Source organism: Pseudomonas putida, from assembly GCF_026625125.1.
Classification (GTDB): Bacteria; Pseudomonadota; Gammaproteobacteria; order Pseudomonadales; family Pseudomonadaceae; genus Aquipseudomonas; species Aquipseudomonas putida_X.
Genome location: NZ_CP113097.1, coordinates 2,388,168 through 2,413,983 on the forward strand (window position 1 = coordinate 2,388,168; position 25,816 = coordinate 2,413,983).

The following is a 25,816-nucleotide window of genomic DNA, read 5'->3' on the forward strand; positions in this document are numbered from 1 at the left end:
GTAACAGGGACACATGGATGAAATCACGCAAAAAAGCTGTCAAGCCGATCGGTTTGAAAGACATCACCATCGTCGACGACGCGAAAATGCGCAAGGCGATCACTGCCGCTGCGCTGGGCAACGCCATGGAGTGGTTCGACTTCGGCGTTTACGGCTTCGTCGCCTATGCCCTGGGCAAGGTGTTCTTCCCCAACGCCGACCCCAGCGTGCAGATGATCGCGGCTTTGGCCACCTTCTCGGTTCCGTTCCTGATCCGCCCGCTGGGCGGGCTGTTCTTCGGTGCCCTGGGCGACAAGTTCGGCCGGCAGAAAATTCTTGCCGCGACCATTGTGATCATGTCGCTCAGCACCTTCGCCATCGGCCTGATACCGTCCTATGACACCATCGGCATCTGGGCGCCGATCTTGCTATTGCTGGCAAAAATGGCTCAAGGCTTCTCGGTGGGTGGTGAATACACCGGCGCCTCGATCTTCGTCGCCGAATACGCACCCGACCGCAAGCGCGGCTTCCTCGGCAGCTGGCTGGATTTTGGCTCGATCGCCGGCTTTGTCCTCGGCGCCGGGGTCGTGGTGCTGATCTCCACCTACCTGGGCGAGGAAAAGTTTCTCGAATGGGGCTGGCGCCTGCCGTTCTTCCTTGCCTTGCCGTTGGGCATCATCGGCCTCTACCTGCGCCATGCGCTGGAGGAGACCCCGGCGTTCCAGCAGCATGTCGATAAACTTGAACAGGGCGACCGCGAGGGCCTGGCTTCCGGGCCCAAGGTGTCGTTCAAGGAAGTTGCCACAAAGCACTGGCGCAGCCTGGTGACGTGCATTGGCGTGGTGATCGCCACCAACGTGACCTACTACATGCTGCTCACCTACATGCCCAGCTACCTGTCGCACAACCTGCACTACAGCGAAGACCACGGTGTACTGATCATCATCGCGATCATGGTCGGCATGCTGTTCGTGCAGCCGGTCATCGGCCTGCTCAGCGACAAGTGGGGCCGCCGCCCATTCATCATCGTCGGCAGTGTCGGCCTGTTGGCCCTAGCCATCCCGGCCTTCATGCTCATCAACAGTGGTGTGCTCGGGGTGATCTTCGCCGGCTTGCTGATCATTGCCGTGTTGCTCAACTTCTTCATCGGCGTAATGGCTTCGACCCTGCCGGCGATGTTCCCCACCCACATTCGCTACAGCGCCCTGGCCAGTGCCTTCAACATTTCGGTGCTGATCGCCGGCCTGACCCCGACCCTGGCGGCCTGGTTGGTAGAGACCACCGGCGACCTGTACATGCCGGCGTACTACCTGATGGTGATTGCCGCCATTGGCCTGATCACCGGCCTGACCATGAAAGAAACCGCCAACAAGCCACTGCGTGGCGCTGCCCCGGCGGCCTCGGATATCGATGAGGCGCGAGAGCTGCTGCAGGAGCACCACGACAATATCGAGCACAAGATCGAAGACATCGATGAGCAGATTGCCGAGCTTGAGGCCAAACGCAAGTTGCTGGTACAGCAACACCCGCGTATCGATTAAGCTACAGGCCTGTTCACTCAGTAGATAAAGTGTATGGCCGAAGGGTTCTGCGCGCTGCCGCCGCTAAACGGCCTACGTGTTTTCGAGGTGGTGGCGCGCCACCTCAACTTTCGCCTGGCCGCAGACGAACTCGGGGTAACCCAGGCTGCCGTGGCGCAGCAGATACGCGGGCTTGAAGCGAACCTGGGGATCAAGCTGTTCGAGCGCTTGCCCAGGGGCCTGAGCCTGACAGGCGCCGGCCAGCGCTACAGTGTCGATATCCGCAGCGCCTTTGCCCTGATCGGCAGCGCCACCCAGGCGCTGCGCCCGGATGCATCGCACCTGACGGTGAGCGTTACACCGACCTTCGCGGCGAAATGGCTGATCCCCAGGTTGTCGTCCTTCGCGCAGGCGCACCCGGACATCGACCTGCAGGTGCTGGCCACCGACCGGCTTTCCCAGTTCCGCCCAGAGGGCGTAGATATTGCCGTGCGTTACGGCGTGCCACCGTTCGGCCCGGGCCTGCACACCGAGCCGTTGCTCGCGCAACGCGTGGTGGCCGTCGCCAGCCCGGCGCTGCTCGCGCAACTGGGTAAGCCCGTGGATCTGGAGCATTTGCAGCGTTACCCGTTGCTGCACGATGCCCACAACGTCTGGCCGGACTTCATCACCGAGGTATTCCACCGGCCGTTACCGCCCGGGGCGAAGCATATGCGCTTCAACCAGACGTCACTCGCCATCGATGCCGCGGTTGCAGGGCAGGGCCTGGCGCTGGCCAGCGAGTTTTTCGTGCACAGCGACCTGCACGCCGGGCGCCTGGCCCTTGCCTTCGACCAGGTGCTGGAGTTGCGGCAGGCGTTTTACTTGGTGTGGCCGTGCAATGCCCACCAACCCCCGGCGCTGGCGATGGTGCGGGCCTGGCTGTTAGCGCAGGCGAGGGCGCTAACGCAGTAGAAAATCTATCGTCCGAACGAAGCGTTGCTGGCTCTCTGGCTGTGCAGGCCGGGTGCTAGTCTGGGCCCCTCCCTCATGCACATCGCAGGGTTGACCCGGAGGCTTCATGTCCAACCAAAAAGTAGCAATCGTGATCGCCGGCGGCAGCGGTATGGGCGCCGCAGCAGCCAGGCGCCTGGCCGCCGACGGCTTCAAGGTCGGTATCCTGTCGTCCTCTGGCAAAGGCCAGGCCCTGGCCGAGACGCTGGGCGGGATTGGCGTGACCGGCAGCAACCAGTGCAACGGCGACATCCAGCGCCTGGTCGATGCCGTACTCGCCGAATGGGGCCGTATCGATGTGCTGGTCAACAGTGCCGGCCACGGCCCGCGTGCGCCGATCCTTGAAATCAGCGACGAAGACTGGCACCAGGGCATGGAGACCTACCTGCTCAATGTCATCCGCCCAACGCGGCTGGTCACGCCAATCATGCAGCGCCAGCAGGGCGGGGTGGTGATCAACATTTCCACCGCCTGGGCCTTCGAGCCGAGTGACCTGTTCCCCACCTCGGCAGTGTTCCGGGCGGGCCTGGCGGCGTTCAGCAAAATCTTCGCCGACACCTATGCTGCGGACAACATCCGCATCAACAACATCCTGCCGGGCTGGATCGACAGCCTGCCGGCCACTGAGCAGCGCCGTGACAGCGTGCCGCTCAAGCGCTATGGCAGCAGCGAGGAAATCGCCGCCACCGTGGCCTTCCTGGCCAGCGATGGCGCGGCGTACATCACCGGGCAGAACATCAGGGTCGATGGCGGCATTACCCGCAGCATCTGATCAGGCGCGGGCCAGGGTGGCTTTGAGTGTGCGCTCCACCACATCGACCAGGACCATGGTCTGGTGGTCCACTTCGATGTTGATCAGCTCACCGGCCTTGTAGTGGGCGAAGGTGGTCTGGCGCAGGGTTTCCGGGATCAGGTTGATGGTGACCAAGGTGTCGTCCACGTCGGCCACGGTCAGGCTGCAGCCGTTGACGCCGAGAAACCCGCGTGGGAACACGTATTTGGCCCACTGCGGCGGCATGCGGAAGGTGATGAAGGCGCCGGTTTCCTCGATCGACAGCTCGACGATCTCGGCGGTGGTAGCGACGTGGCCGGCCATCAGGTGGCCGCCGACTTCGGCGTTCATTTTTGCCGAGCGCTCGATGTTCACGCCCTGGCCTGCCTTGAAGCAGCGCAGGTTGGTGCGCTCGAGGGTGGCAGTCATGGCGTCGAACTTCACCTGGGTGCCGTCAATTTCGGTGACCGACAGGCAAGTGCCCTCGACACTGACGCTGGCGCCGATCTTCAGGTCCTCGAGCAGTTCGGGGGTGAGGTCGATGGTGAACTGGTTGTGGCCCGGGTAGTTAGTCACCGCAAGCAGGGGGCGGACGGCCTGGACGATGCCGGTGTACATGAAGGTGCTCCTTGGCGCTGTAAAGGCAAGCGGACTGAGCGGGCACGTTCACACGTTGGCCCGCGCAGTCCGCTAGGGTCTCACAGATGCCCGCTGCTGTTCACTATTCTCAGGCACAAGGCTTCATAGGGGTCCAGGTTGATCATCAACCGCCCATCCTCGGTCAGGTCACCCTCGACCGTCTCATTGATCATGTCCACGACCGTTCCGGGCGTGAAGCCGTCCAGAAGCAGCTCCTCGGCAATCACCTCGTGGCCGAAGTTCAGTGCGCTGATCTGGATGCCACGCCCGGCGGGCAGTTCGTGCACCATCACCAGCAACCCCGGGCTGCTCACCTCGGGCACCAGTACCTGGCGGCTGCTGGCAATACCATAGGCCTGGCGCACGGCGAGCAGTTTCTTGACCTTGCTGGCAAACGAATCGCTGCTTTCCAGCTGCTGGTCGAGGCTGCCGTACAGTGCGCGTGCGCGCGGCATGCCACGCACCGACGTTTGCGCCTCTTCATCGAGCCCGGCCAGGTCGTAGCCGCCACGGTGTATCCAGCGGGTATCGCCATCGGCCATCCTCTGCGCCACCGCTTCGGCCGGCAACGGCAGGGCGCCGACCAGGTCCCAGCCCGACAGTGCGACCACGCCGGGCTGCATGGCGTTGTACATCACCAGCAACAGGTGCACCTTCTGGATCAGCTCGATATCAGCCGGGCCAATCTGGTCCAGGTCACGAATGCCCAGCGCTGCAGTGATCAGGCTGGCGGTGGTGCAGGAGATGCCGTTGGTGACAAAGCGCAAGTTGTAGGGCGCATGTTCGCCCGAGAGGCGTTCGTAGATTTCCTCGCGGATGTGTTCGCGCAGGATGTTGCCGGGCAGGGTCTGGCCCCGGTACAGGTACATGTCATGGGCGTGCAGGGTCCAGAAGTGCACCAGCTCGACGGTGAGCTCGTCGTGGTTCTGCAGGGCGTGGATCAACGACGCCGGGTCGATGCCGAAGCTGTGCATTTCCTTGAGCATCAGGCGCAGGAACTCGGTATCGCCGGTCAGCAGTGCATGCTGGTACGCCGGGCGGGTGATGAAGTCATAGGACAGGTCGGCGCCGCCCTTGGACATCTGCGCGATGTCGTCGAGCGTCAGGTTAAGCTCCTGGAAGCTGAACCCGCCGGCCTTGCGGATCATGCCGCCGATCAGTTGGTTACCGACGATCGACAGCGGGTGGCTTTCCGACCAGGCGGTGCCACTGGCGCAGGTCTCGACCCCGAGAAAACCGTTGGCATCCAGGCGCAGGCCACGCGCGCCCAGGCAGTCCAGCGCATGCAGGGCGTCGCCGATGATCATCTGCTGCGCGGCAAAGCTTGGGTCCAGCCAATTGAGCGACGGTTGGCCATCCTTGAAGTAATGCAGGTAGACCCAGCGCCGCGTCTTGCCATCGACACCGGTGATCGGTGGTGTTGCGCTCCAGTCGGTCTCCTTCACGCCGGGCTCGAAGAAGATCACCCGTTGCAGTTGGCCGACGATGTAGTGGTGTGCCTTGAGCTCATCGCACTGCGCAGGCAGCAGGTTGACCGAATCGCGGCCAGGGGGCACGTCTGGCAGCAGCGGCCAGTCTTCCTCGCGCACTTCGACCATGTGGTACAGCCCTGGATAGGCGCCGTAGGCCAGCTCGGCCAGACGGAAATCGGCGCCCTTGCCGGTGTGCGAGGGGATCAGGTCATCGATGGTCACGGCATTGTGCGCCGCCGCCATGCGGCTCATCTGCACCAACTCCTGCTCGGTGCCGTAGAGGGGGTCGATATCGAAACTGATGCGGTCGAAGTTGCCGTCCACGCTAGGGGTGAAGTCGCGCCCCCTGACACCCCCGGACTGCTTGATGGGGCCGGTGTGAATGCCCTGCACGCCAATTTCCGACAGGCGCTTCCACAAGGCTTCGTGGCCCAGCGCGCCGAGCACCGAGCAGCCTTCAGGGGCGATGATCGCATCGGGGTAGACGGTCAGCCAAACCGACGCGATGTCGGTGGCGCGGCGTGGCTGCGTTTCGGCGTAGGGGTTCATCCACAGGCGGGACTGGCCGGAATACAGCCGGGCCCGCTCCTGGGAGGCCTTGAGCATGGAGCGCTCTTCGAGCCATTTGACGTATGACGGGTCGGGTTGGGTCATTTCGCGTCCTCTCTGCGTGGCGGCACCGGCCAAGTTATGACGGCGGCGGCGCCGGAACGTTCGGCTGAGGTATCACGCCCTGGCCGTTCAGCGCCGCGCCGACAACTGCTGCGGCGCCAGGAACGCACCATGGAAGTAGTCGCGCAAGGCCTGCATCGCCGGGCTGAATGCCCGCTCGCGGTGCCAGGCCAGGCCCACGCTCATGGGCGTGACCGGGTCGCTGATGGTGACGGTCTCGATGCGCTTGCCTTCGAGTGACCAGGGCCGGTGCACCAAGTCAGACAGGATAGCCACACCGCTGCCATTGGCCACCATGCTGCGCACCGCCTCCACCGAACTGGTGCGCACCCGCACGCTGGGCCGTTGCCCGGCCAGTTCCCAGTAACGCATGGCGCTCTGCTCGGCTTCGTCCACGGTCAGCAGGATGAACGGCTCACGGGCAACATCGGCCAGGCTCACCGTAGAGCGCTCGCACAGTGGATGGTGGCTGGGCAGCCACAGCCGGCGCTCGGAGTTGAACAGGGTTTCAGAGACGATATCGGGGTGGGTGAGGTTGGCGGTGAGCACCACGGCCATGTCGAAGTGGCCTTCCAGCAGCCCTTGCTCGATGGCGCTGCGCTCCTGCTCGTGGACCTGCAGGTTTACGTCCGGGTGCCAGTGTTCCAGGCGTTGCAAGTGGTGCGGCAGGAAATAGCCGATCACCGTGTAGCTCGCCGCCAGGCGCAGCAGGCCACTGGCGCGCACGTCCGGCAGCGGGCTGTTGAGTGCGTCATCGACACTGCGCAGGATCACATAGGCGCGGTTGAGAAAATGCCGGCCCGCATCGGTCAGGCTCATGCCTTGCGCCGAGCGCTGGAACAGCAACACCCCGAGCATCGCCTCCAGCTCCTTGATCGCGGTGGTCACCGCCGATTGGGAAATGTTGAGGTGGAGGGCGGCCTGGGAGATCTGGCCAATCTCGGCGGTGGCGACGAAGTAGCGAACCTGGCGCAAGGTCAGTGACACGGGAGGCTCCTGGGTATCTGTTTTTCCGAAGACACCCTATCTGTTTATAGATCTTCCCAAGGGGGCGGTAGAGAATCTAACGTGACCTTCACACCCTCACAAGCACCGGGAGCGTAGGCATGCAGGCAGTAGACTTCAATTCGGACATGGGTGAGGGCTTCGGCCCCTGGACCATCGGCGATGGTGTCGACAACGAGCTGATGGCCTTCATCAGTTCGGCCAACATCGCCACCGGCTTTCATGCCGGCGACCCAGGCACCATGCGGCGCACCGTCGAGCGGGCCAAGGCGCTGGGTGTGGCCGTAGGCGCTCACCCGGGTTTTCGGGACCTGGTCGGGTTCGGCCGCCGGCACATCAACGCGCCGGCTCAGGAGCTGGTGGACGACATCCTGTACCAGTTGGGTGCGCTGCGTGAAATCGCCCGGGCGCAGGGCGTGAAGCTGCAACACATCAAGCCCCATGGTGCGCTGTACATGCACCTGGCCCGTGATGAAGAAGCCGCCCGGTTGCTGGTGCAGAACCTGCAGGTGATCGAGCCGCAACTGTTGCTGTACTGCATGCCTGGCTCGGTGATCTGCCGGGTTGCCCAGGCTCTGGGCCAGACGGTGGTGCGTGAGTTCTACGCTGACCGCGAGTACGACCAGAGCGGCTCGATCGTGTTCACCCGCACGGTGCGTGGCTATCAGCCGCAGGCGGTCGCCGAGCGCGTGCTGCGGGCCTGCCGCGAGGGCGTTGTACGCACGGTCGAAGGCCAGGACCTGGCCATCGAATTCGACTCGATCTGCCTGCACAGCGATACCCCCGGCGCGCTCGACCTGGTCGAAGCCACCCGTGCAGCGCTGGACGCCGCCGGCATCGAGGTGCGCACGCCCCGTTGAGGTTCAAAGCACACGGTGCTAAGACACCGGTGCGCTGCACAGCATTGTTTTTGCCTGCCTTACGATAAAGATTCCAAAAAAGGAGCAGACATGGCCGAGCCGCTTGCCAGTACCCCGATCCGCTACAGCTTTGGTGCCGACGAGCACCTGTTTGCCGAAGTCAGCGACAGCATGTCGCTCGAGGCATTCTTCAAAGGCATGGCCGTTACCCGGGCGGTGGAGCGCCTGGCGCTGGAGGGCGTGCTGGACATTTGCCTGGCCAACGCCTCGTTCCAGATCCGCTTCGACCCCGACCGCATCGCCCCCGACGTGCTGCTTGCAGCAGTGCGCGGTGCAGAGGCCGAGGCGGTTGCCGAGCGCGCATTGCACACCCGGATCATCGAGATCCCAGTGCTGTACAACGACCCCTGGACCCATGAAACCCTCATGCGCTTTCGCGACCGCCACCAGGACCCGGGCAGCACCGACCTGGAATACGCGGCGCGTATCAATGGCCTGGCCGATGTCGATGCGTTCATTGCCGCACACAGTGGCGCGCCTTGGTTCGTGTCGATGGTCGGCTTCGTCGCAGGCCTGCCGTTCATGTTCCAGATGGTCGAGCGCGAGCGCCAGTTGCAGGTGCCCAAGTACCTGCGCCCGCGCACCGACACGCCGAAGCTGACCCTGGGCCACGGCGGCTGTTTCGGGTGCATCTACTCGGTGCGCGGGGCAGGGGGCTACCAGATGTTCGGCGTTACCCCGGCGCCGATCTACGACCCGCAGCAGGGCCTGAACTATCTGAATGAGCACATGGTGTTCTTCCGCCCAGGGGACATCGTGCAGTTCAAACCCATCGACCGTCAGGCCTATGACCAGGCGGTGGCGGATGTCGAGGACGGCCGTTTCGATCTACGCATTCGCCCGGTTGAGTTCTCGTTGGATGCTTTCCTGGCCGACCCGGTCGGCTATCCCAAGTCGTTGCAGGAGGTGCTGGCATGATCAAGGTACTCAAACCTGGCCTGGCAACCTCGGTGCAGGACTTGGGCCGTGAAGGCTATTACCATTTGGGCATCCCGCCGTCAGGGGCGCTTGATCAATATGCGTTGCGCGCCGCCAACCAGCTGGTCGGCAACCCGGCGGGCACTGCCGGCCTTGAATGTGCACTGGTGGGGCCGGAGCTGGAGTTTCTGCAGGATGCCCTGGTGGCGGTGTGCGGCGCACAGATGCCGGTGCTGCTCGATGGCCGTGAACAGCGCCCGGACACCTCGTTTGCAGTCAGGGCAGGCCAGGTGCTGCGCTTTGCCTTCCCCACAGCCGGGGCGCGTGCCTATCTGGCGGTCGCGGGTGGCATCGATGTACCCGAAGTGCTGGGCAGCCGGTCCACCTACGCACTGGGCGCGCTGGGCGGATTTCAGGGTCGCAAGCTGCAGGCAGGTGATGTGCTGCCGGTCGGTGTGCCCAGTGCCAAGGCCCGTGCCGGTGCCAGTTTGCCAATGGCACTGCGCCAGGCGCTGGGTGGCGAAGTGGTGTTGCGCGTGGTGCCGGGGTTGTACTTCCACCGCCTGTCTGATGCTGCGGCGAAAAGCTTCTTCACCGATGCCTGGACGGTGGGCTCCGAGGCCGACCGTATCGGCTACCGCTACAAGGGTGGTAACGCTCTGAGTTTCCAGCCGCGTGAGCAGCCATTCGGCGCAGGCTCGGACCCGTCCAATATCGTCGACAGTTGCTACCCGATCGGCTCGATACAAGTACCCGCCGGGCTGGAGCCGATCATTCTGCACCGTGATGCGGTGTCGGGTGGTGGGTACGCCATGATCGGCACGGTGATCAGCGCCGACCTGGACCTGATCGGGCAGATGCAGCCGAACCAGCAGGCGCGGTTCTTGCCGGTGAGCATGGAAGCGGCGCTTGAAGCGCGGCGGTCCTACAAGAAAAGGCTGGCGTATCTGAGCAAGCTGTTCAGCTGACCGGTGCGCAGCCTGTACCGGCGTCTTCGCAGGTTGCTGCGAAGCGTCCGGTACAGGCGGGCAAGCCTCAGGTCAGAAGCTGTACTTGGCGGTCAGCATCATGTTGCGCGGCGCGCCCCAGGTGTCGCCGGCATAGTCGACCGAGGTGGCCACGGCCGAGTAGTACTTGCGGTCGAAGACGTTGTTGGCGTTGAGCTGCAGGTCGAGGTGCTTGTTGACCTGGTAGCCAGCCATCAGGTCGGTGACCGCGTACGAACCCTGGACCAGACGGTACTCGCTGCCATCGGCAACGGTGAAGTCGTTGTAGATGCGGCTCTGCCAGGAGATGTTGCCACCGATGCGCAGCTTCTCCAGCGGGCCTTCGAAGCGGTAGGTGGTGGTCAGCTTGAACAGGTGCTCCGGGGTATCGGTGTCGAAGCGCTGGTTGACGTTGCCCGGGTTGGCGGCGTCTTTGAGGGTGTGGACGCGGGCATAGGTGTAGCCTGCACCGACCTGCCAGTTGCGGGTCAGCGCACCCTGCAGCTCCATGTCGATACCTTGGCTGCGTACCTCGCCAGAGGCGACGTAGCAGTTGGTAGGGTCGTTGCAGCCAGTCAGGTCGGTCTGCGAAACGGCACGGTTTTCCTGGTCGATACGGAACAGCGCCACGCTGGCATTGAGGGCGCCATCGAAGTACTCGCCCTTGAGGCCGATTTCATAGTTCTTGCCGTCCACCGGCTTGAGCGGGCTACCGGAAGCGTCCTTGTAATCCTGTGGGTTGAAGATGTCGCTGTAGCTGACATACACCGAGTGATGATCGTCCAGGTCGTAGATCAGGCCGGCATAGCGGGTGACATTGCGCGTGACCTTGTAATCGGCGCTGGAGCTTTCCTTGTTGTCGTAGTCGTACCAGTCCAGGCGGCCGCCCAGGATCAGCTTCAGCGGGTCGGCCAGGCTCAGGCGCGTGGTCATGTACACGCCTTCCTGGGTAGCGACTTCGCGTACGTTGTTGGTGTGCACGAAATTCGGCTTGCCACCATTGAGCGGCCAGTTGGTGTCATACGGGCTGTAGTTGCGCGTGTCCATGTCATAGATGCGCTTGCTGGCGCCCACCACCAGCTCGTGGGTGCGGCCAAACGCCTGGAACGGGCCGCTGACGAAGCCGTCCACGCCAGCCTGGTTTTCCTGGTGCTTGGACTGGTAGGCCGTACGGGACAGTGGCTGATCGAGCCCTGCCCAACGCGACTGGTAGGAGCCGGTGAAGGTACCGTCCTGTTGGGAATAGTTGGCGTTGACCTGCAGCTTCCAGTCATTGGCCAGGCGCTGCTGCACTTCGGCGAATACGGTGTTGATCTCCTGGTCCTTGTTTTCCCAGTCACTGCCTGGGTTGTAGGAGCGCGAGTAACCCACGTGGTGGCCGTTCAGGGCGGTTGGCATGGCGCCCCAGAAGTTGTTGGTCTGGTCTTTCTGGTGAGAGAAACTGAGGGTCAGGGTGGTGTCTTCGGACAGGTCCGCCTCGGTGATCGCATAGAACAGGCCGTGGTCTTCTTCGACGTCGTCGATGTAGCTGTTGGCACCCCGGTAGGACGTCACCACGCGGCCGCGCAGTGTGCCGCTGTCGTTGAGCGGGCTGGAGGCATCGACTTCGCCGCGGTAGTCGTCCCAGCTGCCAGCGGCGCCGGTCAGGGTGACCTTCTGTTCGGCCAGCGGACGCTTGCGCACCAGGTTGATGGCCGCCGAAGGGTTGCCGGAGCCGGTGATCAGGCCGGTCGCGCCGCGCACGATCTCGACGCGGTCGAACATGGCCAGGTTAGGCTGGGAACCCACGGTATACGGCTTGTAACCGCTCGGAATGCCGTCGTACATCAGGTTGTCGATGTCAAAGCCCCGTGACGTGTAGCTTTGCCGACCTGGGCCGCCGGAGTAGTCGAGGAACAGCCCTGGCGTGGCCTTGACCACGTCGTTGATGCTGGTCATCGCCTGGTCGTCCATGCGCTGGCGGGTGATCACGGTCACCGCTTGCGGCGTTTCACGCAGGCTCAATGGCAGCTTGGTGGCGGTGGACATGGAACCTGTGGTGTAGGACTGCGAACCCTCCGTGGTGCTGCCCAGCCTGTCGGAGCTGATCTCGGTGGCGCCCAGCACCAGCGCAGTGGGCTGATCGCCTTCGGCCAGGGCCGGTGTGACGATGGCCATGCAGATGGCCATGGCGAGCAGGTTGCGGGCAGGGAGATTGCGCGTGGGCGCGAGTGGCGACGGCATGTGGGGTGGGTTCCTGTGCATTGTTAAACGTTATTGAAAGCGTGTATGAGAACGATTAACAATAAGTTTGTCAGGATTTGTCCGCCCGTGAAAGATTGGGATGTAGGATTTTTTACCTTTTTTTCACATTTGTAGCGCTGTCTAGACGGCGCCGTGCAGAGCGATCAGGGTTCAGCGCGGTTTATCGCCTTGCCCCGCTGCTCGGCCACTTCCGCAGCCTGGCCATCACGTTGCTTGCCTTGGCGCGCCAGCCCTTCGAGTTGCGGGATCAGCATGCCTTCGGGCAAATGCCGCCAGAAACGCCCCGGCATGTGCAGGCGCAAGGCATCCGGGTTGAGGCGGGCGGGGTTGAAGGTGTGGCGGTAGTAGGTGCGCCACAGCTCGGCACCCGGGTCATCGGCATTGCGCGCCCACTGCCGCCAAGCGTCCGGGCAGTGCCGCTGATAATCGAACCCCTGGCCGTCGAAGCGGATACCGTCCGCCGGCGTGGCGATCAACCAGCGCTGGCGCCCCAGGCGGTCGGCGAAGTGCGCGCTGGCACTGTGCAGAATGTCATGGGCCGGCTCGTGATAGGCCACCAGATCCAGTTGCAGTTGCTCGGCAAGTACTGGCGGCAAGGGCACGAAACGCACGAATGCATGCAAGTGATGTGCTTCACGGCTGACTTGCTTGATACGCCGGTGCAGTTCACTGCCCAGGCGGTCGCCGGCGAGCATTGCCGTGCGGTCACCGTGGGCCACGCGCCAGAGCACTTCGTACAGCAGCGCCCAGCGTTGCTCGCCCCGGTATCGCGATGCCTGTTCCAGGAGGCCCAACAGCGCCGCCGGTACCTTGGCGTGAAAGGGGCCGGGCCCGTCTGGCAGCGCAGCAGGCACCGCCAGCAGGTCATCGATCGGCCCTTGCGACCAGGTCACTTGCGCCGGGTCGACACCGTGCCCGAGCAGCGTGCGCGCCTGAGCGCGCCAGGTGCTGAAGCAGTCGTCACAATCGAGCGCGATCACCCCCACAACCCCATCTGCACGGGTGCCTGTGGCTCACGCAGGCGCTCGCGCAGCAGGCCGCTGCGCAGCTCGGCCTGGCCTGGGCGGTAGTCGCTGGTGATGATGAATGGCCGGGCCTTGTCGAGCACGCAGCGCAGCTGGATCAGGTCGTCATAGCGCACCCGCCGTTCACGGCGCAGCGCCACCAGCCGCTGCACACTGCGCAGGCCAATGCCGGGGATGCGTGCCAGCAGCGCCGGCTCGGCACGGTTCACATCCAGCGGGAACACCTCACGGTTGGCCAGTGCCCAGGCAAGCTTGGGGTCGATGTCCAAGGCCAGGTTACCCGCCTGGCCGAGCAACTCACCCGCTTTGTAGCCATAGCCGCGCAACAGGAAATCTGCCTGGTACAGGCGGTGCTCGCGCAGCAGCGGTGGGGCTGCCAGCGGCACGCTGCCGGGGCTGTCGGGTATCGGGCTGAAGGCTGAGTAATACACGCGCTTGAGGCCGTAACCCTGGTACAGCGACTCGGCGTTGCGCAGCAGCGTGCTGTCGTCAGTGGCATCGGCGCCGACGATGACCTGGGTGCTTTGCCCGGCCGGGGTGAAGCGCGGTGCTTTGGGTTCGCCCGCCACGGCTTGCTGGCCCTGGTGGATGACGCCCATGGCCTGGCGAATGGTATGGGCGTGTTTTTCCGGGGCCAGGCGCTTGAGGCTGGCATCGGTGGGCAGTTCGATATTGACGCTGAGGCGGTCGGCCAGGCGCCCGGCTTCCTCGATCAGCAGTGGGTCGGCGTCAGGTATGGTCTTGAGGTGGATGTAACCCCGGAAGTTGTGCTCCTCACGCAGCAGGCGCGCCACGCGGATCAACTGTTCCATGGTGTAGTCGGCCGAGCGAATGATGCCGGAGCTGAGGAACAGGCCGCTGATGCAGTTGCGCCGGTAGAAGTCCAGGGTCAGGCGCACCACTTCCTCGGGGGTGAAACGCGCCCGCGGCACGTTGCTGGAGCGGCGGTTGACGCAGTATTGGCAGTCGTACAGGCAGAAGTTGGTCAACAGCACCTTGAGCAGCGAAACACAGCGCCCGTCCGGTGTATAGCTGTGGCAGATACCCATGCCGTTGGTCGCGCCCAGGCCGTTGCTACCGCGCGAGCTGCGTTTGGGCGCGCCACTGCTGGCACAGGACGCATCGTACTTGGCGGCATCGGCAAGGATGCCAAGCTTGGCAATGAGCTGCATGAGGGTGTCTCTTGATACTGAATATTCATACAGTATTTTGAGAATTGATGGAATGCAAGTGGTGTCAGACGGTCGTGCCGTTCAGGCATGGCATCTAAACTTACAAACAGCCCGCCGCGGCTCCCACCACGGCGAGCCTCAACACCTAACCCGACCACCGCGACCCCGGACCGGACATTTCTCGCTGACGGTGGCCTTCTTGCAGAGGAGGGCAGGTCATGGACGAGGCAAGGCTCCACGATTTCATGGGCAAGCTGGTGGGTGACATGGGCGCTGCGGCGACCCTGGCCAATGTGATACTCGGCGACGAACTGGGGTTGTACCGGGCCATGGCCGATAGCCAGCCGGTCACCCCCCAGGTGCTGGCGGCACGGACCGGCTGCCATCCACGGCTGGTGCGTGAATGGCTCAACGCCCAGGCGGCGGCTGGCTATATGGTCCATGAGCAGGGCAGTTTCGTGCTGCCCGAGGAACAGGCCATGGCACTGGCCCAGGAGGATTCACCGGCCTATATGGCGGGCGGTGCGGCGGTGGTGGCGGCGCTGTTTCACGACAAGGACAAGCTGGTGGCTGCGATGCGCGGTGATGGGGGGTTGGCATGGGGCGACCATCACCCCTGCATGTTCAGCGGTACCGAGCGTTTCTTCCGGCCTGGCTATCGCACCTTCCTGGTGGCCGACTGGCTGCCGGCGCTCGACGGTGTGGTGGCCAAGCTGCAGGCCGGCGCCAAGGTTGCGGATGTGGGGTGTGGGCATGGCGCTTCGACGCTGGTCATGGCCCAGGCGTTTCCAGCATCGACCTTCATCGGCTATGACTACCATGCGCCCTCCATCGCCACGGCCCGCGAACGTGCCGGTGAGGCCGGGTTGACCCCGCAGGTGAGTTTCCAGCAGGCGTCGGCCAAGGATTACCCGGGCAACGATCATGACCTGGTGTGCTTCTTCGATTGCCTGCACGACATGGGCGACCCGTTCGGCGCTGCACGGCATGCCTACCAGGCGTTGAAGCCCGACGGTACGGTGATGCTGGTGGAACCCTATGCCGAGGATACGCTCGATGGCAACCTGACGCCGGTCGGGCGCTTGTTCTATGCCGCGTCGACATTCATCTGCACACCGAATTCACTGTCCCAGGAGGTGGGCTTGGGGCTGGGCGCACAGGCGGGCGAGGCGCGCTTGCGGACGGTGTTCGAAGAGGCGGGGTTCACCGAGTTTCGGCGGGCGACACAGACGCCGTTCAACCTGATACTGGAAGCCAGGAAGTAGGTGCACACCAATGCCGGCCTCATCGCCGGCAAGCCGGCTCCCACATGGATTGCGCCGGCTTTTAAAAATTGGGCAAGACAGTTGCTTGCGCAGGTAAAGCGCAGGCTTGAAGAACTGCGCGGTCCCGGTGGGAGCCGGCTTGCCGGCGATGAGGCCGGTGCAGGCAAAAAGAAGGGGCGCCAGATTGGCGCCCCTTGCTCTTGCTGCTTAGGCTTCAGAGTCCCAGGGACGATCGCCTTTTTCATCTTTGACACGGGTCGGCAGGCCCATCACATCCAGCGCCTTGAGGAACGGCTCGGCGGGCAGCTCCTCGACGTTGACCATGCGCTTGGCATCCCATTCGCCACGGGCAACCAGCAGGGCGGCAGCCACTGGCGGTACACCGGCGGTGTAGGAGATACCCTGGCTGTCGGTCTCGGCGTAGGCCTCTTCGTGATCAGCCACGTTGTAGATGAACACCTCACGCGGCTGACCATCCTTGGTGCCCTTGACCAGGTCACCGATGCAGGTCTTGCCGGTATAGCCAGGCGCCAGCGAAGCGGGGTCAGGCAGCACGGCCTTGACCACTTTCAGTGGCACCACTTCCAGGCCTTCAGCGGTCTTGACCGGCTGCTCGGACAGCAGGCCCAGGTTCTTCAGCACGGTGAACACATTGATGTAGTGCTCGCCGAAGCTCATCCAGAAGCGCACGTTCGGTACGTTGAGGTTCTTCGAGATCGAGTGGACCTCGTCATGACCGGTCAGGTACAGGTTCTGTGAACCCACGACCGGCAGGTCGTCGGTACGTTTCACCTCGAACATGGTGTTGCTGGTCCACTGGCTGTTCTGCCAGCTCCATACTTGCCCGGTGAACTCGCGGAAGTTGATTTCCGGGTCGAAGTTGGTGGCGAAATACTTGCCGTGGGACCCAGCATTGACGTCGAGAATGTCGATCGAATCAATGCTGTCGAAATACTGTTGCTGCGCCAGTTTGGCGTAGCTGTTCACCACACCCGGGTCGAAACCGACGCCGAGAATGGCGGTGATGTTCTTCTCTTGGCATTCTTCGAGGTGTTTCCACTCGTAGTTGCCGTACCAGGGCGGCGTCTCGCAGATCTTGCCCGGTTCTTCGTGGATCGCGGTGTCCAGGTAGGCGACACCGGTATCGATGCAGGCACGCAGCACCGACATGTTGAGGAAGGCAGAGCCCACGTTGATCACGATCTGCGATTCAGTCTCGCGGATCAGTGCTTTGGTTGCCTCGACATCGAGGGCGTTGAGCGAGAAGGCCTGGATGTCGGCGGGTACCTTGAGGCTACCCTTGGCCTTGACGCTGTCGATGATGGCCTGGCATTTGGAGATGTTCCGCGACGCAATGGCAATACGACCGAGTTCGTCGTTATGCTGCGCGCACTTGTGGGCCACCACCTTGGCGACACCTCCTGCACCAATGATAAGAACGTTCTTCTTCAATTTATCCCTTGCTCCTTACTTGATAGCCGGTCTTACGACAGGCTGGAAACGTAGTCGTCGAAACCGAACTCGCGCACCACTTCGACGCTGCCGTCGAGCTGCTTGACCGCGATGGATGGCATCTTCAAACCGTTGAACCAGTTTTTCTTGACCATGGTGTAACCCGCCGTGTCGATGAACGACAGGCGATCGCCGATGGCCAACGGACGATCGAATTGGTACTCGCCGAAGATGTCGCCGGCCAGGCACGATTTACCGCACACCATGTAGGTGTGCTCGCCGTCGTTGGGGGCCATCTTGGCGTTCAGCCGGTAGATCAGCAGGTCGAGCAGGTGTGCCTCGATCGAACTGTCGACCACGGCCAGGTTTTTGCCGTTGTACAGGGTGTCGAGCACGGTCACTTCCAGCGAGGCGCTGTTGGTGATGGCCGCTTCGCCCGGCTCCAGGTAGACCTGCACGCCGTACGTCTGCGAGAAGGCTTTCAGGCGCGCGCAGAACGCATCGACGGCATAGTCTTCACCGGTGAAGTGAATGCCGCCACCCAGGCTGACCCACTCGACCTTGTGCAGCAGGTGCCCGAAGCGCTCTTCGATGTGCGTCAGCATCTTGTCGAACAGGCCGAAGTCACCGTTCTCGCAGTTGTTGTGGAACATGAAGCCGGAAATCTGCGAGATGACCTTCTCGATCTTCTCCGGGTCCCATTCACCGAGGCGGCTGAACGGGCGGGCCGGGTCGGCCAGCAGGTAGTCGGAGCTGCTGACCTGCGGGTTGACGCGCAGGCCGCGGACCTTGCCTTCGGACTGCTCGGCGAAGCGCTGCAGCTGGCCGATGGAGTTGAAGATGATCTTGTCGCAGTTCTCGAGCATTTCCTCGACCTCGTCGTCGGCCCAGGCCACGCTGTAGGCGTGGGTCTCGCCGGCGAACTTCTGGCGGCCGAGCTTGAGCTCGTACAGCGACGAGGATGTAGTGCCGTCCATGTACTGCTGCATCAGGTCGAACACCGACCAGGTGGCGAAGCACTTGAGGGCGAGCAGCGCCTTGGCACCGGAGTGTTCGCGCACGTAGGCGATCTTCTCCATGTTGCTCAGCAGCTTGGTTTTATCGATGAGGTAATACGGCGTCTTGATCATTTAAAGGCCCCCGGCCAGGCCGGCCAAAAAAAGGACACGCATTGTGCCTTCACTTGCTGCATACCGAAAGGGCGAGATATGCATTTCGTCGAGGTCGTTGCCGATAGACCGGAATTTTTCCGACTGCAGCGAGCTCATTGGAACAGGCCCGTATGACCATCCTAATCACCGGTTGCGCGGTACAAGGAGAATCCGATGAAGTGCTGCAATGCGACAGAGCCGCACAGGAGCCATGAATGAAAGCTGGCATCATCTCCGACACCCACGGTTTGCTGCGGCCCGAGGCGGTGAGGGCGCTGACCGGTTGCGATCTGATCGTGCACGCCGGTGTTATCGGCAAGCCAGAGATCCTTGACGAACTCCAGGCGTTGGCGCCGTTAGAGGTGGTGCGCGGCAACAACGACCTGAAGTTGCCCTGGGCAGCTGGCCTGGCCGACCAGCGATGTTTCGACATGCACGGCTGGCAGACACTGCTGGTGCACGACATTGCCGATGTGCCAGCCGAACTGGATGAGGCGGTGCGCGTGGTGATCACTGGGCATTCGCACAAGCCATTGATCGACTGGCGTGAAGGGCGGTTGTACCTGAACCCCGGCAGTGCCGGGCCACGGCGGTTCAAGTTGCCGGTGACGGTGGCGGTCATCGAAGTCGAGCGCAGCCACGTGCAGCCGCGCATCATTCAGTTGCTTGAGTGACCCTGCGGCCTGATCGCTGGCTTGCCGGCGACCTGGGCCGTGAGGGCTACCTCAGGCGACCTGCTTCAACCAGTCCTGAATCTGTTGCAGCGTAGCCGTAGCCCCGCCACAAACGACCACCAGCACGTTCTGGTAACCGTCCAGCTTCGCGGCCTCGTACGCCAACGCCAACGCCGCCCCGCAGGCAGGCTCCACCAGCACCCGGTGGTCCGCCAGAAACCGCTCGCAGGCTTGAAGCGCCGCGCGATCGCTGACCAGCACGCTGTGCACCGGATGTTCCTGCACGCACGCCAGGGCCTGGTCGGCGACACGCTTGGCGCCCAGCGAAGTCGCCACCGATGTGAGGCGCTGCAGCTCTACCGGGTGACCTGCCTGCACTGCCGCGTGCAGCGAGGCCGCGCCCTCGGTTTCCACCGCCAGCACAGGGACATCGTGCCAGCCGTTGCGCTTGAGCCCTTCGACCACGCCACTGAGCAGGCCGCCGCCGCCCACCGACAGCACCACCGCATCGGGCTTGTAGCCGGTTGCCGCCACTTCATCCACAAGGCTGGCATGGCCGGCCCACAGCAGCGGGTCATCGAAGGGGTGAATGAAGGCATCGTGCGGCCCGACCAGGGTTTGCGCCAACGCGTTGGCCTCCTGCCACGAGCTGCCATGCACCACCACCTTGGCACCCTCCAGGTGCAACAGTTCCTTGGCGCGTTCGGTGGTGGTCTCAGGCACCACCACCGTGACCGGCACACCCAGCTGGCGCCCGGCGTAGGCGACGGCCAGGCCGGCATTGCCACCGGATGAGGACACGAAATGGCGGGCGCCCCGGGCATGGTGCACTTCGCAGGCATGGCCCACCCCACGCAGCTTGAATGAGCCGCAGGGCTGAAGTGCGTCGAGCTTCAGCCAGATCGAGCGGCCAGCGGCCAGCGACAGCGGGCGGGATTCGATCAGCGGGGTGTGGATATGCAGGGTCATCGCGTAGCTCCATGCTTCAGGTAGGGGCCAATGGTAACGCGGCAGGCCAGTTGCAGGTCATTGAATGTGCGGTGATTACACCCTGCCTGTCAGCACGCCTGCACCGCAGCGCTATTGCTGACGCTGCGCCCCAGCACCAGCACCGTGACAAAACCGCAGCCCACCAATGCCGTGGCCAGCCCCAGCAGCACCGAGCTGCCCAGCTGGTCGACGATTTGCCCGCCGAAGAACGAGCCCAGCGCGATGATCACCTGGAACATGGCAACGAACAGTGGCATGCCTCGTTCGACGTCCTTGGGCGCGACGACAAACATCCAGATACTGGCGCAGGCCGGGAAGGCACCGAAGGCGAAGCCCCAGAGCGCGATCAGCATCGCCGCCCCGGTCATGCCGGTGGCGAAGTGGGGGAACAGGGCGGTGCTGACGCCGATCATCAACGCGACCAGCAACAGGGTGTGACGCACGCTTTGGTTGGCGGCGAAACCGGCGAAGATATTGCCCATCACCCCGGCTACGCCATACAGCAGCAACAGCGAGCCGATGGTCGGCCCATCGAAACCGGAATGCTGCTTGAAGAAGGGCGCGACGTAGGTGTAGGCGGCAAAGTGCGCCAGGCCAATCAGCAACACCGCAATCAGGCCAACCCGGGCTTGTGGGTTGATGAACAGCGCTGGCAGGTCACTGATGCGGATGGCCTTGTCCGGGTTCAGGCGCGGCAGCAGCAGGATCTGCGCCAGCAGTACCGGGACGCCGACCAGGGCCGTGACCAGGAAGGTCATGCGCCAGCCCAGCAGGCCACTGAGCCAGGTGCCTACCGGCACGCCCAGCACGGTGGCCAGGGTCACGCCGACCATGATGATCGAGGTGGCCTGGGCAACGCCCACCCCCTTGGGTGCCAGGCGGCCGCTCAGGGCAATGGCGGTAGCCCAGAAACCGCCGATGCTGATGCCCAGCAGCACGCGGCCGAACAGCAGCAGGTTGAAGTCGCTGGCGTAGGCCACCACCGCGTTGGCGATGATCATGATCAGTGTCAGGCCGATCAACAGATAGCGCCGGTCCAGGGCGCCGATGCCCACCGACAGCAAGGGGGCGGCGAGGGCGGCCATGATGCCGGGCAGGGTGACCATCAGGCCGGCGTGGCCAGCACTGATGCCCAGGTCACTGGCGACATCGTTCAATACGCCTACCGGCAAAAACTCGCTGGTCACCAGGGCGAAGGCGCCCACGGCGACCGATAGAATCGCCAGCCACTGCTGTTTGACGCTTTGCTGACTGTGTTCGGGCAGGCCACCAGGGGCCGGGCTGGTATTTGACATGGTGCGGGGTTCCAGAGGGGGAGTGTCGCCTTGAGCAGGCGCGTGGAGCGGGGGAGAATCCGGCGGGCAGTATACGGGGCCCGTCTGCCGGGCCGACAGGCGGGCCTTTCGATAGTCATCATCAGTGCGATTGATGAGGCGCCCTTGCCGGGCAGCCGCCTCTGATGCAATGCAGCGTGCGCTGCGCACGGAACGACAGGTCCCTGTGCGCTATGATCTGCATCTCATCAGCAGCGGGGCGCCAGCCACGCAGTTTCAACAAGGACGAGCAAGTCATGACGGAACACGTTATCTACAGCGTTGAAGGTGAAAGCCAGGCACTCAAGGAAGCCGTGGCCAGCGCCCAGGCAACCTTCAAGTTCTTCTGGCGGGAGTTGTCATGGGAGGCGCGCAGGATCGTGAAGTGCCTCGATATGGCCGCCGTCAAAATGTCCTTCGTGCTTGATCCGGATAACCCTGACATACCTGCAGTCGAGAACATGTGGGTGACGGACATTGACTTCGATGGGCAGACGATCACCGGGGTGTTGCTGAACGAGCCCCGCTGGGCAACTGAGTTCAAGGCCTCTGACCCGGTGTCATTGCCTTTTGCCGCACTCAATGACTGGATGTTCGTCCGCGATGGTCGTGTCTACGGCGGTTTCACCGTCGATGCCTTGCGTAGCAGCATGGCGGCTGATGAACGTGCCGAGCATGACGCCGCCTGGGGGCTGGACTTTGGTGAGCCTGGCAGCGTCGAACTGGCACCTGCCGCGGACGGCCAGGCGCCTTGGCTGCTCACTCGCGCGCTGAGCACCACGGCAGACCTGCAGATGTTGGCGGCGCTGGAATGTACAGACCACCCGATGGCAGTGAACATGCGCGAAAAGGTCGAAGAAGGCCTGCGGCAATACCCCGAGATGATCAGCGACTACGACGACCGGGGCTGGTTGCTGCTGCACCGGGAGGTGCTGGCGGGCAACTACCCGGTGGTACATGCATTGCTGCGTCACGGGGCTGACCCTCGGGCAGCGAACAGCCAAGGCCAGAGTGCGCAGGCATTGGCAGCTGAAGCAGGCTGGCCACGGATTGCCGAGTTGTTGCAATGCGATATGGCTCAGGGGGGCGAGCCGGTCGCCAGCAAAGGGTTGCCATTATGGCCGATCGGCTTGTCGCTGGTCGCGCTGGCCTTGGCCTGGCTTTATTACTTGATCGTTGTTCCCTTGCGTGCCGTGTGGGCGGGCCGTGGCGCTGAAGTGGCCAGTACCTGGGACTTTGTCGGTGCCATTCTCCTGCTGAGCGTCGGTGTCGCTTCTTGCACAGGCCCCTGGTATATCAGGCTGCGCCTGCGCACCCCGCAATGGGGAGCGAGCCGGGCGCTGGATGTCGGTGCCATTACAGGCGCCGTTGTTCTTGCCTGGGTGCTGCACGATCAATTGCTGCGCTACGTTAGCGGGTCTTATTAACGTCGCCGCCTCGGCACCTGCTGCGCCGGTTCGCGCAACCAGGTGCCTGGCCTTGTAGACGGCTCAGTGTTTGTCGGTGAAGTAGTGGGGGTAAAGCACCCGGTCCAGCTCCAGCTTTTCAGCATCCCCCACGCGCTTGCGCACTTCGGCGTAGAACTGCTGGCTCTGGTTCTGGAACCTGATGTAATCGCGGGTACAGGCCTTGAGTGCTGAGCTGAGCTGTTTGCCCGTCAGCCCCTGTGTGCGCTTTTGTGAAGCGAGATAAGCCTGCCAGCTGTTTTCCACCTGCTGCAGCCCCTGAGCGAGCGCTGTTGTCTCGATTGTCGCCATTGCTGCACCCTCTTTGAGCCGGTAACGGCCCGTCGGTGTGGATCGCCCGAGCGACGATGGTCCTGCAAAGCTGTGCCGAGCACTGCTGTGGCTCGCAGCCCCGAGCTTAGCCGGTTTTCCCGGGGGCGCCTGCTCCGGGCCCTGAACGGCGCAGGGCGGCGGCGGCGAAGTACCGCCGGGCTGGCTTACTCATACGCCTGGGCCCCGGCGATATGCCGGCCGGCCACATAACCGAACGTCAGCGCCGGCCCCAGGTTGATACCCCCGGACGGGTACCAGCCGCCGAATACGCTGGCCATGTCGGTGCCCGCGGCATACAGGCCGCCGATGGGCTGGCCCTGTTCATCCAGCACACGTGCGTGCCCGTCGGTGCGCAGGCCCGCGAAGGTGCCAAAGCAGCCGGGCTGCACCTTTACCGCGTAGAACGGGCCGTGCTCGATCGGCGCGACGCAGGGGTTGGGCCCCTTGTGGTGCGGGTCGCCCTGTTTGCGGTTGAACGGGGTGCTGCCGCGCCCGAATTCAGGGTCCTGGCCTTGGCGTGCGTGGCGGTTGTACTCGGCGACCGTGGCGCTCAACTCCGCAGGGTCGATGCCGCAGGCGCGGGCCAGCATTTCCAGGCTGGCGCCGCGCTTGAGATAGCCGCTGCGCAGGTGCGGCCCCACTGGCAGCGGGGCGGGGCGGGCATGGCCAAGGCCGTAGCGGCGCAGGAAGCGATGGTCGCAGATCAGCCACGAACAGGCTTCTTCTTCCTGCGGTAGGGCGTCGAGCATGGCTGCGACATAGTCGTAATAGCCGTGCGCCTCGTTGACGAAGCGCTTGCCGTTGGCCAGCACACCGATGATGCCGGGCTTGCCCCGTTCGATGATGTGCGGGAAGTGGCCGACGCTGCCATCACGGTGCGCGACCTTCGACACCGGGGCCCAGGCGACCGCCGACTTCAGGTCGGTGGCCACCACGCCGCCGGCGGCTTCACCAAGGCGCAGGCCGTCCCCGGAGCACGACCGCGGCGGCAGCGCGAGGTTGTCGTGGCCACTGGCATCACGCGGGAACAATTGCCGGCGCCGCTCGGGGTCATGGGCAAAGCCACCGGCCGCCAGCACCACGGCGTTGGCGCGCAGGGTGAGGTCGCCCTGCGCGGTGGCGATCACCGCGCCACGCACATGACCGTCCTCCATCAGCAGGCGTTTGGCCGGCGCAGACTCGAGCAGGCGCACGCCCAGGTCTTCAGCCGACTTGGCCAGGCGCGCCACCAGTGCCACACCGTTGACCAGGTGCATGGCCCGGCCATGGCGGGCGAGGTGGTACAGGTGGCGAGCGAAGCGTTTGCACACATGCCAGAAGGCGCGGGGGGAGCGGGTCATGTTCAAAAAGGCGGCGAGGTCGGCGCCGGCCATGATCGGCATGCCCATGAACGAGGTTTCGCGCAGGGTCCTGCGCAAGCGGGGCAACAGCGCACCCAGCTGGCGGGCATCATAGGGGGCGGCGATGACCTGGTGCCCACCGATGGCGGCGCCAGGGGTATCGCCGTGCATGTCGGGGATGGCGTTGCCATCGGCGAACTGCAGGGCCGTATGTTGCTCGAAAAAGGCGACCATGTGCGGGCAGGCTTCAAGGAAGGCGTCGATGCGCTGCGCGTCGTAATGGGCGCCCAGTTCGTTGCGCAGGTACGTGCGAGGTTGCTCGATGTCTTCCTCGATACCGGCACGACGCGCCAGCGGGTTGCGCGGCACCCAGGCCCATCCGCCGGACCAGGCAGTGGCGCCGCCAAACACCGCGTCTTTTTCCACGAGGGTAACCCGTTGCCCATGCCAGGCTGCCGTGACGGCAGCGGCCAGCCCGGCGGCGCCAGAGCCAATGACCAGTACATCGCATTCGGCTTGCAAGTTGTCGGTGGGCATCGCGGGTCTCCGGCATTATTATTGGAACTAGGTTCCATATTCTTCTTGCCTGACCCAGCGGTATGCAAGTGATGCCGGTAATTAATGGTCGATAATCGGACACTTAAGGCGTGCTGCCCTGCGGAGGCCGGCGAGGATATGGAATCATCTTCCAGAATTCGCCTTTTTCATCAGGAAACCCCGTCATGGCTGGTAGTCAGATCGAACGCGCCTTCAGTCTTGTAGAAAGCCTTGCCGCCGAGCCCCAGGGGCTGGCCCTGCAAACCCTCGCTGACCGGCTGGAGATCCCCAAGAGCGCCGCCCACCGCATGCTCGCCGACCTTACGCGCCTGGGCTACGTCCGCCAGAACCGTGACAACAACCGCTACCAACTGTCGGCCAAGCTGGTGGCGTTGGGCTTTCGCTACCTGTCCAGCAGCGGCGCTGACATCATCCAGCCGATCCTCGACCGCCTGGCTCAGGACAGCGGAGAGTTGGTGCGCCTGGGCGTTATCGACGGCGCCCGCCAGACCTGGATCGCCAAATCCCAGGGCGCCCGTTCCGGGTTGCGTTACGACCCGGACATGGGCCGCGATGCGCCCCTGTTCTACACCGCCTCGGGGCATGCCTGGCTGGCCAGCCTCAGTGATGACGAGGCGTTGCAGATGGTCCTGCGCCAGGGCATTGCCGACCCCGAGCAGTTCGGCCCCAACGCCCCGCGCTCCACTGAACAGCTGCTGGGCTACCTGGCTGGCGCCCGTCAGCGGGGGTATGCCTGGGTCGAGCAAACCTCGGCAGTCGGCACTTCGGCCCTGGCTGCAGTGGTGCGCCGGTCGCATGGCAACGACGTCATTGGTGTGCTGAGCATTGCCGGCCCCAGTGCGCGCCTTTCCCAGGCGCGCTTGCCGGAGCTGGCGCCGCTGTTGTTGGCGGCGGTGGAGGAATTGTCGGAGGCCAGCCAGGCGAGCGAGTTGTTCGCTTGAATGGGCTGCAGCGGGGGGATGCGTCTAAATCTCTGGT

22 protein-coding genes are annotated in these 25,816 nt (G+C 63.8%); 10 read left to right on the top strand and 12 right to left on the bottom strand.

From position 1 onward, the window contains the following. Positions 1-17 precede the first annotated feature (17 nt). The 3 genes from proP (at position 18) to OSW16_RS11020 (ending at position 3,264) form a co-directional block, all read left to right on the top strand. Positions 18-1,520 carry a glycine betaine/L-proline transporter ProP gene (gene proP / locus OSW16_RS11010; protein WP_267823022.1) on the top strand — a complete coding sequence of 501 codons (1,503 nt, stop codon included), beginning with the start codon at positions 18-20 and terminating at the stop codon, positions 1,518-1,520. 33 nt (positions 1,521-1,553) lie between these two features. Next, complete coding sequence (locus OSW16_RS11015) at positions 1,554-2,453, top strand: LysR substrate-binding domain-containing protein (RefSeq protein ID WP_267823024.1); 900 nt, start codon at positions 1,554-1,556, stop codon at positions 2,451-2,453. Positions 2,454-2,559: 106 nt separating this feature from the next. Then, positions 2,560-3,264, top strand: a complete 705-nt coding sequence (locus tag OSW16_RS11020) for an SDR family oxidoreductase (protein WP_267823025.1) — start codon at positions 2,560-2,562, stop codon at positions 3,262-3,264. Here OSW16_RS11020 and OSW16_RS11025 read toward each other — a convergent pair whose 3' ends face one another. The 3 genes from OSW16_RS11025 to OSW16_RS11035 form a co-directional block, all read right to left on the bottom strand. After that, a complete protein-coding gene (locus tag OSW16_RS11025; protein ID WP_267823027.1) occupies positions 3,265-3,882 on the bottom strand; it encodes a riboflavin synthase subunit alpha in 618 nt (205 codons plus the stop codon). Positions 3,883-3,962: 80 nt separating this feature from the next. Then, the gene (gene treS, locus OSW16_RS11030) at positions 3,963-6,029 is read right to left on the bottom strand and encodes a maltose alpha-D-glucosyltransferase (RefSeq protein WP_267823028.1); all 2,067 of its coding nucleotides are present in this window, start codon (positions 6,027-6,029) and stop codon (positions 3,963-3,965) included. Positions 6,030-6,116: 87 nt separating this feature from the next. Next, a complete protein-coding gene (locus OSW16_RS11035; RefSeq protein WP_267823030.1) occupies positions 6,117-7,034 on the bottom strand; it encodes a LysR family transcriptional regulator in 918 nt (305 codons plus the stop codon). Between the two features lie 119 nt (positions 7,035-7,153). Here OSW16_RS11035 and OSW16_RS11040 point away from each other — a divergent pair, with 119 nt between their 5' ends. The 3 genes from OSW16_RS11040 (at position 7,154) to OSW16_RS11050 (ending at position 9,858) form a co-directional block, all read left to right on the top strand. Next, positions 7,154-7,912, top strand: coding sequence for a 5-oxoprolinase subunit PxpA (locus OSW16_RS11040; protein ID WP_267823032.1), 759 nt, complete (start codon positions 7,154-7,156; stop codon positions 7,910-7,912). A gap of 90 nt (positions 7,913-8,002) precedes the next feature. Then, positions 8,003-8,890: a 5-oxoprolinase subunit B family protein gene (locus OSW16_RS11045; protein ID WP_267823034.1), complete on the top strand. Its 888-nt coding sequence runs from the start codon at positions 8,003-8,005 to the stop codon at positions 8,888-8,890. After that, complete coding sequence (locus OSW16_RS11050) at positions 8,887-9,858, top strand: biotin-dependent carboxyltransferase family protein (protein ID WP_241806383.1); 972 nt, start codon at positions 8,887-8,889, stop codon at positions 9,856-9,858. Before OSW16_RS11045 ends, OSW16_RS11050 begins: the two co-directional genes overlap by 4 nt. A 72-nt stretch (positions 9,859-9,930) precedes the next feature. Here OSW16_RS11050 and OSW16_RS11055 read toward each other — a convergent pair whose 3' ends face one another. The 3 genes from OSW16_RS11055 to OSW16_RS11065 form a co-directional block, all read right to left on the bottom strand. Continuing rightward, positions 9,931-12,099 carry a TonB-dependent siderophore receptor gene (locus OSW16_RS11055; RefSeq protein ID WP_267823037.1) on the bottom strand — a complete coding sequence of 723 codons (2,169 nt, stop codon included), beginning with the start codon at positions 12,097-12,099 and terminating at the stop codon, positions 9,931-9,933. Positions 12,100-12,263: 164 nt separating this feature from the next. Continuing rightward, positions 12,264-13,106 (bottom strand): TIGR03915 family putative DNA repair protein, encoded by an 843-nt coding sequence (locus OSW16_RS11060; RefSeq protein ID WP_267823039.1) that lies wholly within the window; start codon positions 13,104-13,106, stop codon positions 12,264-12,266. Then, positions 13,097-14,317 (bottom strand): putative DNA modification/repair radical SAM protein, encoded by a 1,221-nt coding sequence (locus OSW16_RS11065; protein WP_241806380.1) that lies wholly within the window; start codon positions 14,315-14,317, stop codon positions 13,097-13,099. Before OSW16_RS11065 ends, OSW16_RS11060 begins: the two co-directional genes overlap by 10 nt. Positions 14,318-14,535: 218 nt before the next feature. Between OSW16_RS11065 and OSW16_RS11070 the strand changes: the two genes are divergently transcribed. After that, on the top strand, positions 14,536-15,582 hold the full coding sequence (locus OSW16_RS11070) for a class I SAM-dependent methyltransferase (RefSeq protein ID WP_267823041.1): 1,047 nt from the start codon (positions 14,536-14,538) through the stop codon (positions 15,580-15,582). Positions 15,583-15,789: 207 nt separating this feature from the next. On the opposite strand, the gene OSW16_RS11075 is transcribed toward OSW16_RS11070, so the two are convergent. After that, the gene (locus tag OSW16_RS11075) at positions 15,790-17,034 is read right to left on the bottom strand and encodes a saccharopine dehydrogenase family protein (protein ID WP_267823043.1); all 1,245 of its coding nucleotides are present in this window, start codon (positions 17,032-17,034) and stop codon (positions 15,790-15,792) included. A 32-nt stretch (positions 17,035-17,066) separates the two neighbouring features. Next, positions 17,067-18,164: a carboxynorspermidine decarboxylase gene (locus OSW16_RS11080; RefSeq protein ID WP_267823045.1), complete on the bottom strand. Its 1,098-nt coding sequence runs from the start codon at positions 18,162-18,164 to the stop codon at positions 17,067-17,069. A 236-nt stretch (positions 18,165-18,400) separates the two neighbouring features. On the opposite strand from OSW16_RS11080, the gene OSW16_RS11085 reads away from it, so the two are divergent. Continuing rightward, the gene (locus OSW16_RS11085) at positions 18,401-18,859 is read left to right on the top strand and encodes a metallophosphoesterase family protein (RefSeq protein WP_267823047.1); all 459 of its coding nucleotides are present in this window, start codon (positions 18,401-18,403) and stop codon (positions 18,857-18,859) included. A gap of 51 nt (positions 18,860-18,910) precedes the next feature. Here the strand turns inward: OSW16_RS11085 and OSW16_RS11090 are convergent, their stop codons facing one another. Both OSW16_RS11090 and OSW16_RS11095 read right to left on the bottom strand, forming a co-directional pair. Next, positions 18,911-19,828 carry a pyridoxal-phosphate dependent enzyme gene (locus tag OSW16_RS11090; RefSeq protein ID WP_267823049.1) on the bottom strand — a complete coding sequence of 306 codons (918 nt, stop codon included), beginning with the start codon at positions 19,826-19,828 and terminating at the stop codon, positions 18,911-18,913. A gap of 89 nt (positions 19,829-19,917) precedes the next feature. Further along, positions 19,918-21,144 carry an MFS transporter gene (locus OSW16_RS11095; protein WP_267823051.1) on the bottom strand — a complete coding sequence of 409 codons (1,227 nt, stop codon included), beginning with the start codon at positions 21,142-21,144 and terminating at the stop codon, positions 19,918-19,920. Positions 21,145-21,419: 275 nt separating this feature from the next. Here OSW16_RS11095 and OSW16_RS11100 point away from each other — a divergent pair, with 275 nt between their 5' ends. Further along, on the top strand, positions 21,420-22,589 hold the full coding sequence (locus OSW16_RS11100; protein ID WP_267823053.1) for a YegJ family protein: 1,170 nt from the start codon (positions 21,420-21,422) through the stop codon (positions 22,587-22,589). A 63-nt stretch (positions 22,590-22,652) separates the two neighbouring features. Here OSW16_RS11100 and OSW16_RS11105 read toward each other — a convergent pair whose 3' ends face one another. Next, on the bottom strand, positions 22,653-22,919 hold the full coding sequence (locus tag OSW16_RS11105) for a hypothetical protein (protein ID WP_241805915.1): 267 nt from the start codon (positions 22,917-22,919) through the stop codon (positions 22,653-22,655). A 185-nt stretch (positions 22,920-23,104) separates the two neighbouring features. Continuing rightward, positions 23,105-24,817 (bottom strand): FAD-dependent oxidoreductase, encoded by a 1,713-nt coding sequence (locus OSW16_RS11110; protein ID WP_267823057.1) that lies wholly within the window; start codon positions 24,815-24,817, stop codon positions 23,105-23,107. Between the two features lie 185 nt (positions 24,818-25,002). Between OSW16_RS11110 and OSW16_RS11115 the strand changes: the two genes are divergently transcribed. Continuing rightward, positions 25,003-25,779 carry an IclR family transcriptional regulator gene (locus OSW16_RS11115; protein WP_267823059.1) on the top strand — a complete coding sequence of 259 codons (777 nt, stop codon included), beginning with the start codon at positions 25,003-25,005 and terminating at the stop codon, positions 25,777-25,779. Positions 25,780-25,816: the final 37 nt, after the last annotated feature.

Excerpts from the sequence above, each read along its gene's own strand:
- OSW16_RS11100 (WP_267823053.1), top strand. The coding sequence starts at position 21,420 with ATGACGGAACACGTTATCTACAGCGTTGAAGGTGAAAGCCAGGCACTC.
- OSW16_RS11090 (WP_267823049.1), bottom strand. The coding sequence starts at position 19,828 with ATGACCCTGCATATCCACACCCCGCTGATCGAATCCCGCCCGCTGTCG.
- OSW16_RS11115 (WP_267823059.1), top strand. The coding sequence starts at position 25,003 with ATGGCTGGTAGTCAGATCGAACGCGCCTTCAGTCTTGTAGAAAGCCTT.
- OSW16_RS11110 (WP_267823057.1), bottom strand. The coding sequence starts at position 24,817 with ATGCCCACCGACAACTTGCAAGCCGAATGCGATGTACTGGTCATTGGC.
- OSW16_RS11065 (WP_241806380.1), bottom strand. The coding sequence starts at position 14,317 with ATGCAGCTCATTGCCAAGCTTGGCATCCTTGCCGATGCCGCCAAGTAC.
- OSW16_RS11015 (WP_267823024.1), top strand. The coding sequence starts at position 1,554 with ATGGCCGAAGGGTTCTGCGCGCTGCCGCCGCTAAACGGCCTACGTGTT.
- OSW16_RS11070 (WP_267823041.1), top strand. The coding sequence starts at position 14,536 with ATGGACGAGGCAAGGCTCCACGATTTCATGGGCAAGCTGGTGGGTGAC.
- OSW16_RS11085 (WP_267823047.1), top strand. The coding sequence starts at position 18,401 with ATGAAAGCTGGCATCATCTCCGACACCCACGGTTTGCTGCGGCCCGAG.
- OSW16_RS11105 (WP_241805915.1), bottom strand. The coding sequence starts at position 22,919 with ATGGCGACAATCGAGACAACAGCGCTCGCTCAGGGGCTGCAGCAGGTG.
- OSW16_RS11025 (WP_267823027.1), bottom strand. The coding sequence starts at position 3,882 with ATGTACACCGGCATCGTCCAGGCCGTCCGCCCCCTGCTTGCGGTGACT.
- OSW16_RS11055 (WP_267823037.1), bottom strand. The coding sequence starts at position 12,099 with ATGCCGTCGCCACTCGCGCCCACGCGCAATCTCCCTGCCCGCAACCTG.
- OSW16_RS11080 (WP_267823045.1), bottom strand. The coding sequence starts at position 18,164 with ATGATCAAGACGCCGTATTACCTCATCGATAAAACCAAGCTGCTGAGC.
- OSW16_RS11095 (WP_267823051.1), bottom strand. The coding sequence starts at position 21,144 with ATGTCAAATACCAGCCCGGCCCCTGGTGGCCTGCCCGAACACAGTCAG.
- OSW16_RS11040 (WP_267823032.1), top strand. The coding sequence starts at position 7,154 with ATGCAGGCAGTAGACTTCAATTCGGACATGGGTGAGGGCTTCGGCCCC.
- proP (WP_267823022.1), top strand. The coding sequence starts at position 18 with ATGAAATCACGCAAAAAAGCTGTCAAGCCGATCGGTTTGAAAGACATC.
- treS (WP_267823028.1), bottom strand. The coding sequence starts at position 6,029 with ATGACCCAACCCGACCCGTCATACGTCAAATGGCTCGAAGAGCGCTCC.
- OSW16_RS11050 (WP_241806383.1), top strand. The coding sequence starts at position 8,887 with ATGATCAAGGTACTCAAACCTGGCCTGGCAACCTCGGTGCAGGACTTG.
- OSW16_RS11045 (WP_267823034.1), top strand. The coding sequence starts at position 8,003 with ATGGCCGAGCCGCTTGCCAGTACCCCGATCCGCTACAGCTTTGGTGCC.
- OSW16_RS11020 (WP_267823025.1), top strand. The coding sequence starts at position 2,560 with ATGTCCAACCAAAAAGTAGCAATCGTGATCGCCGGCGGCAGCGGTATG.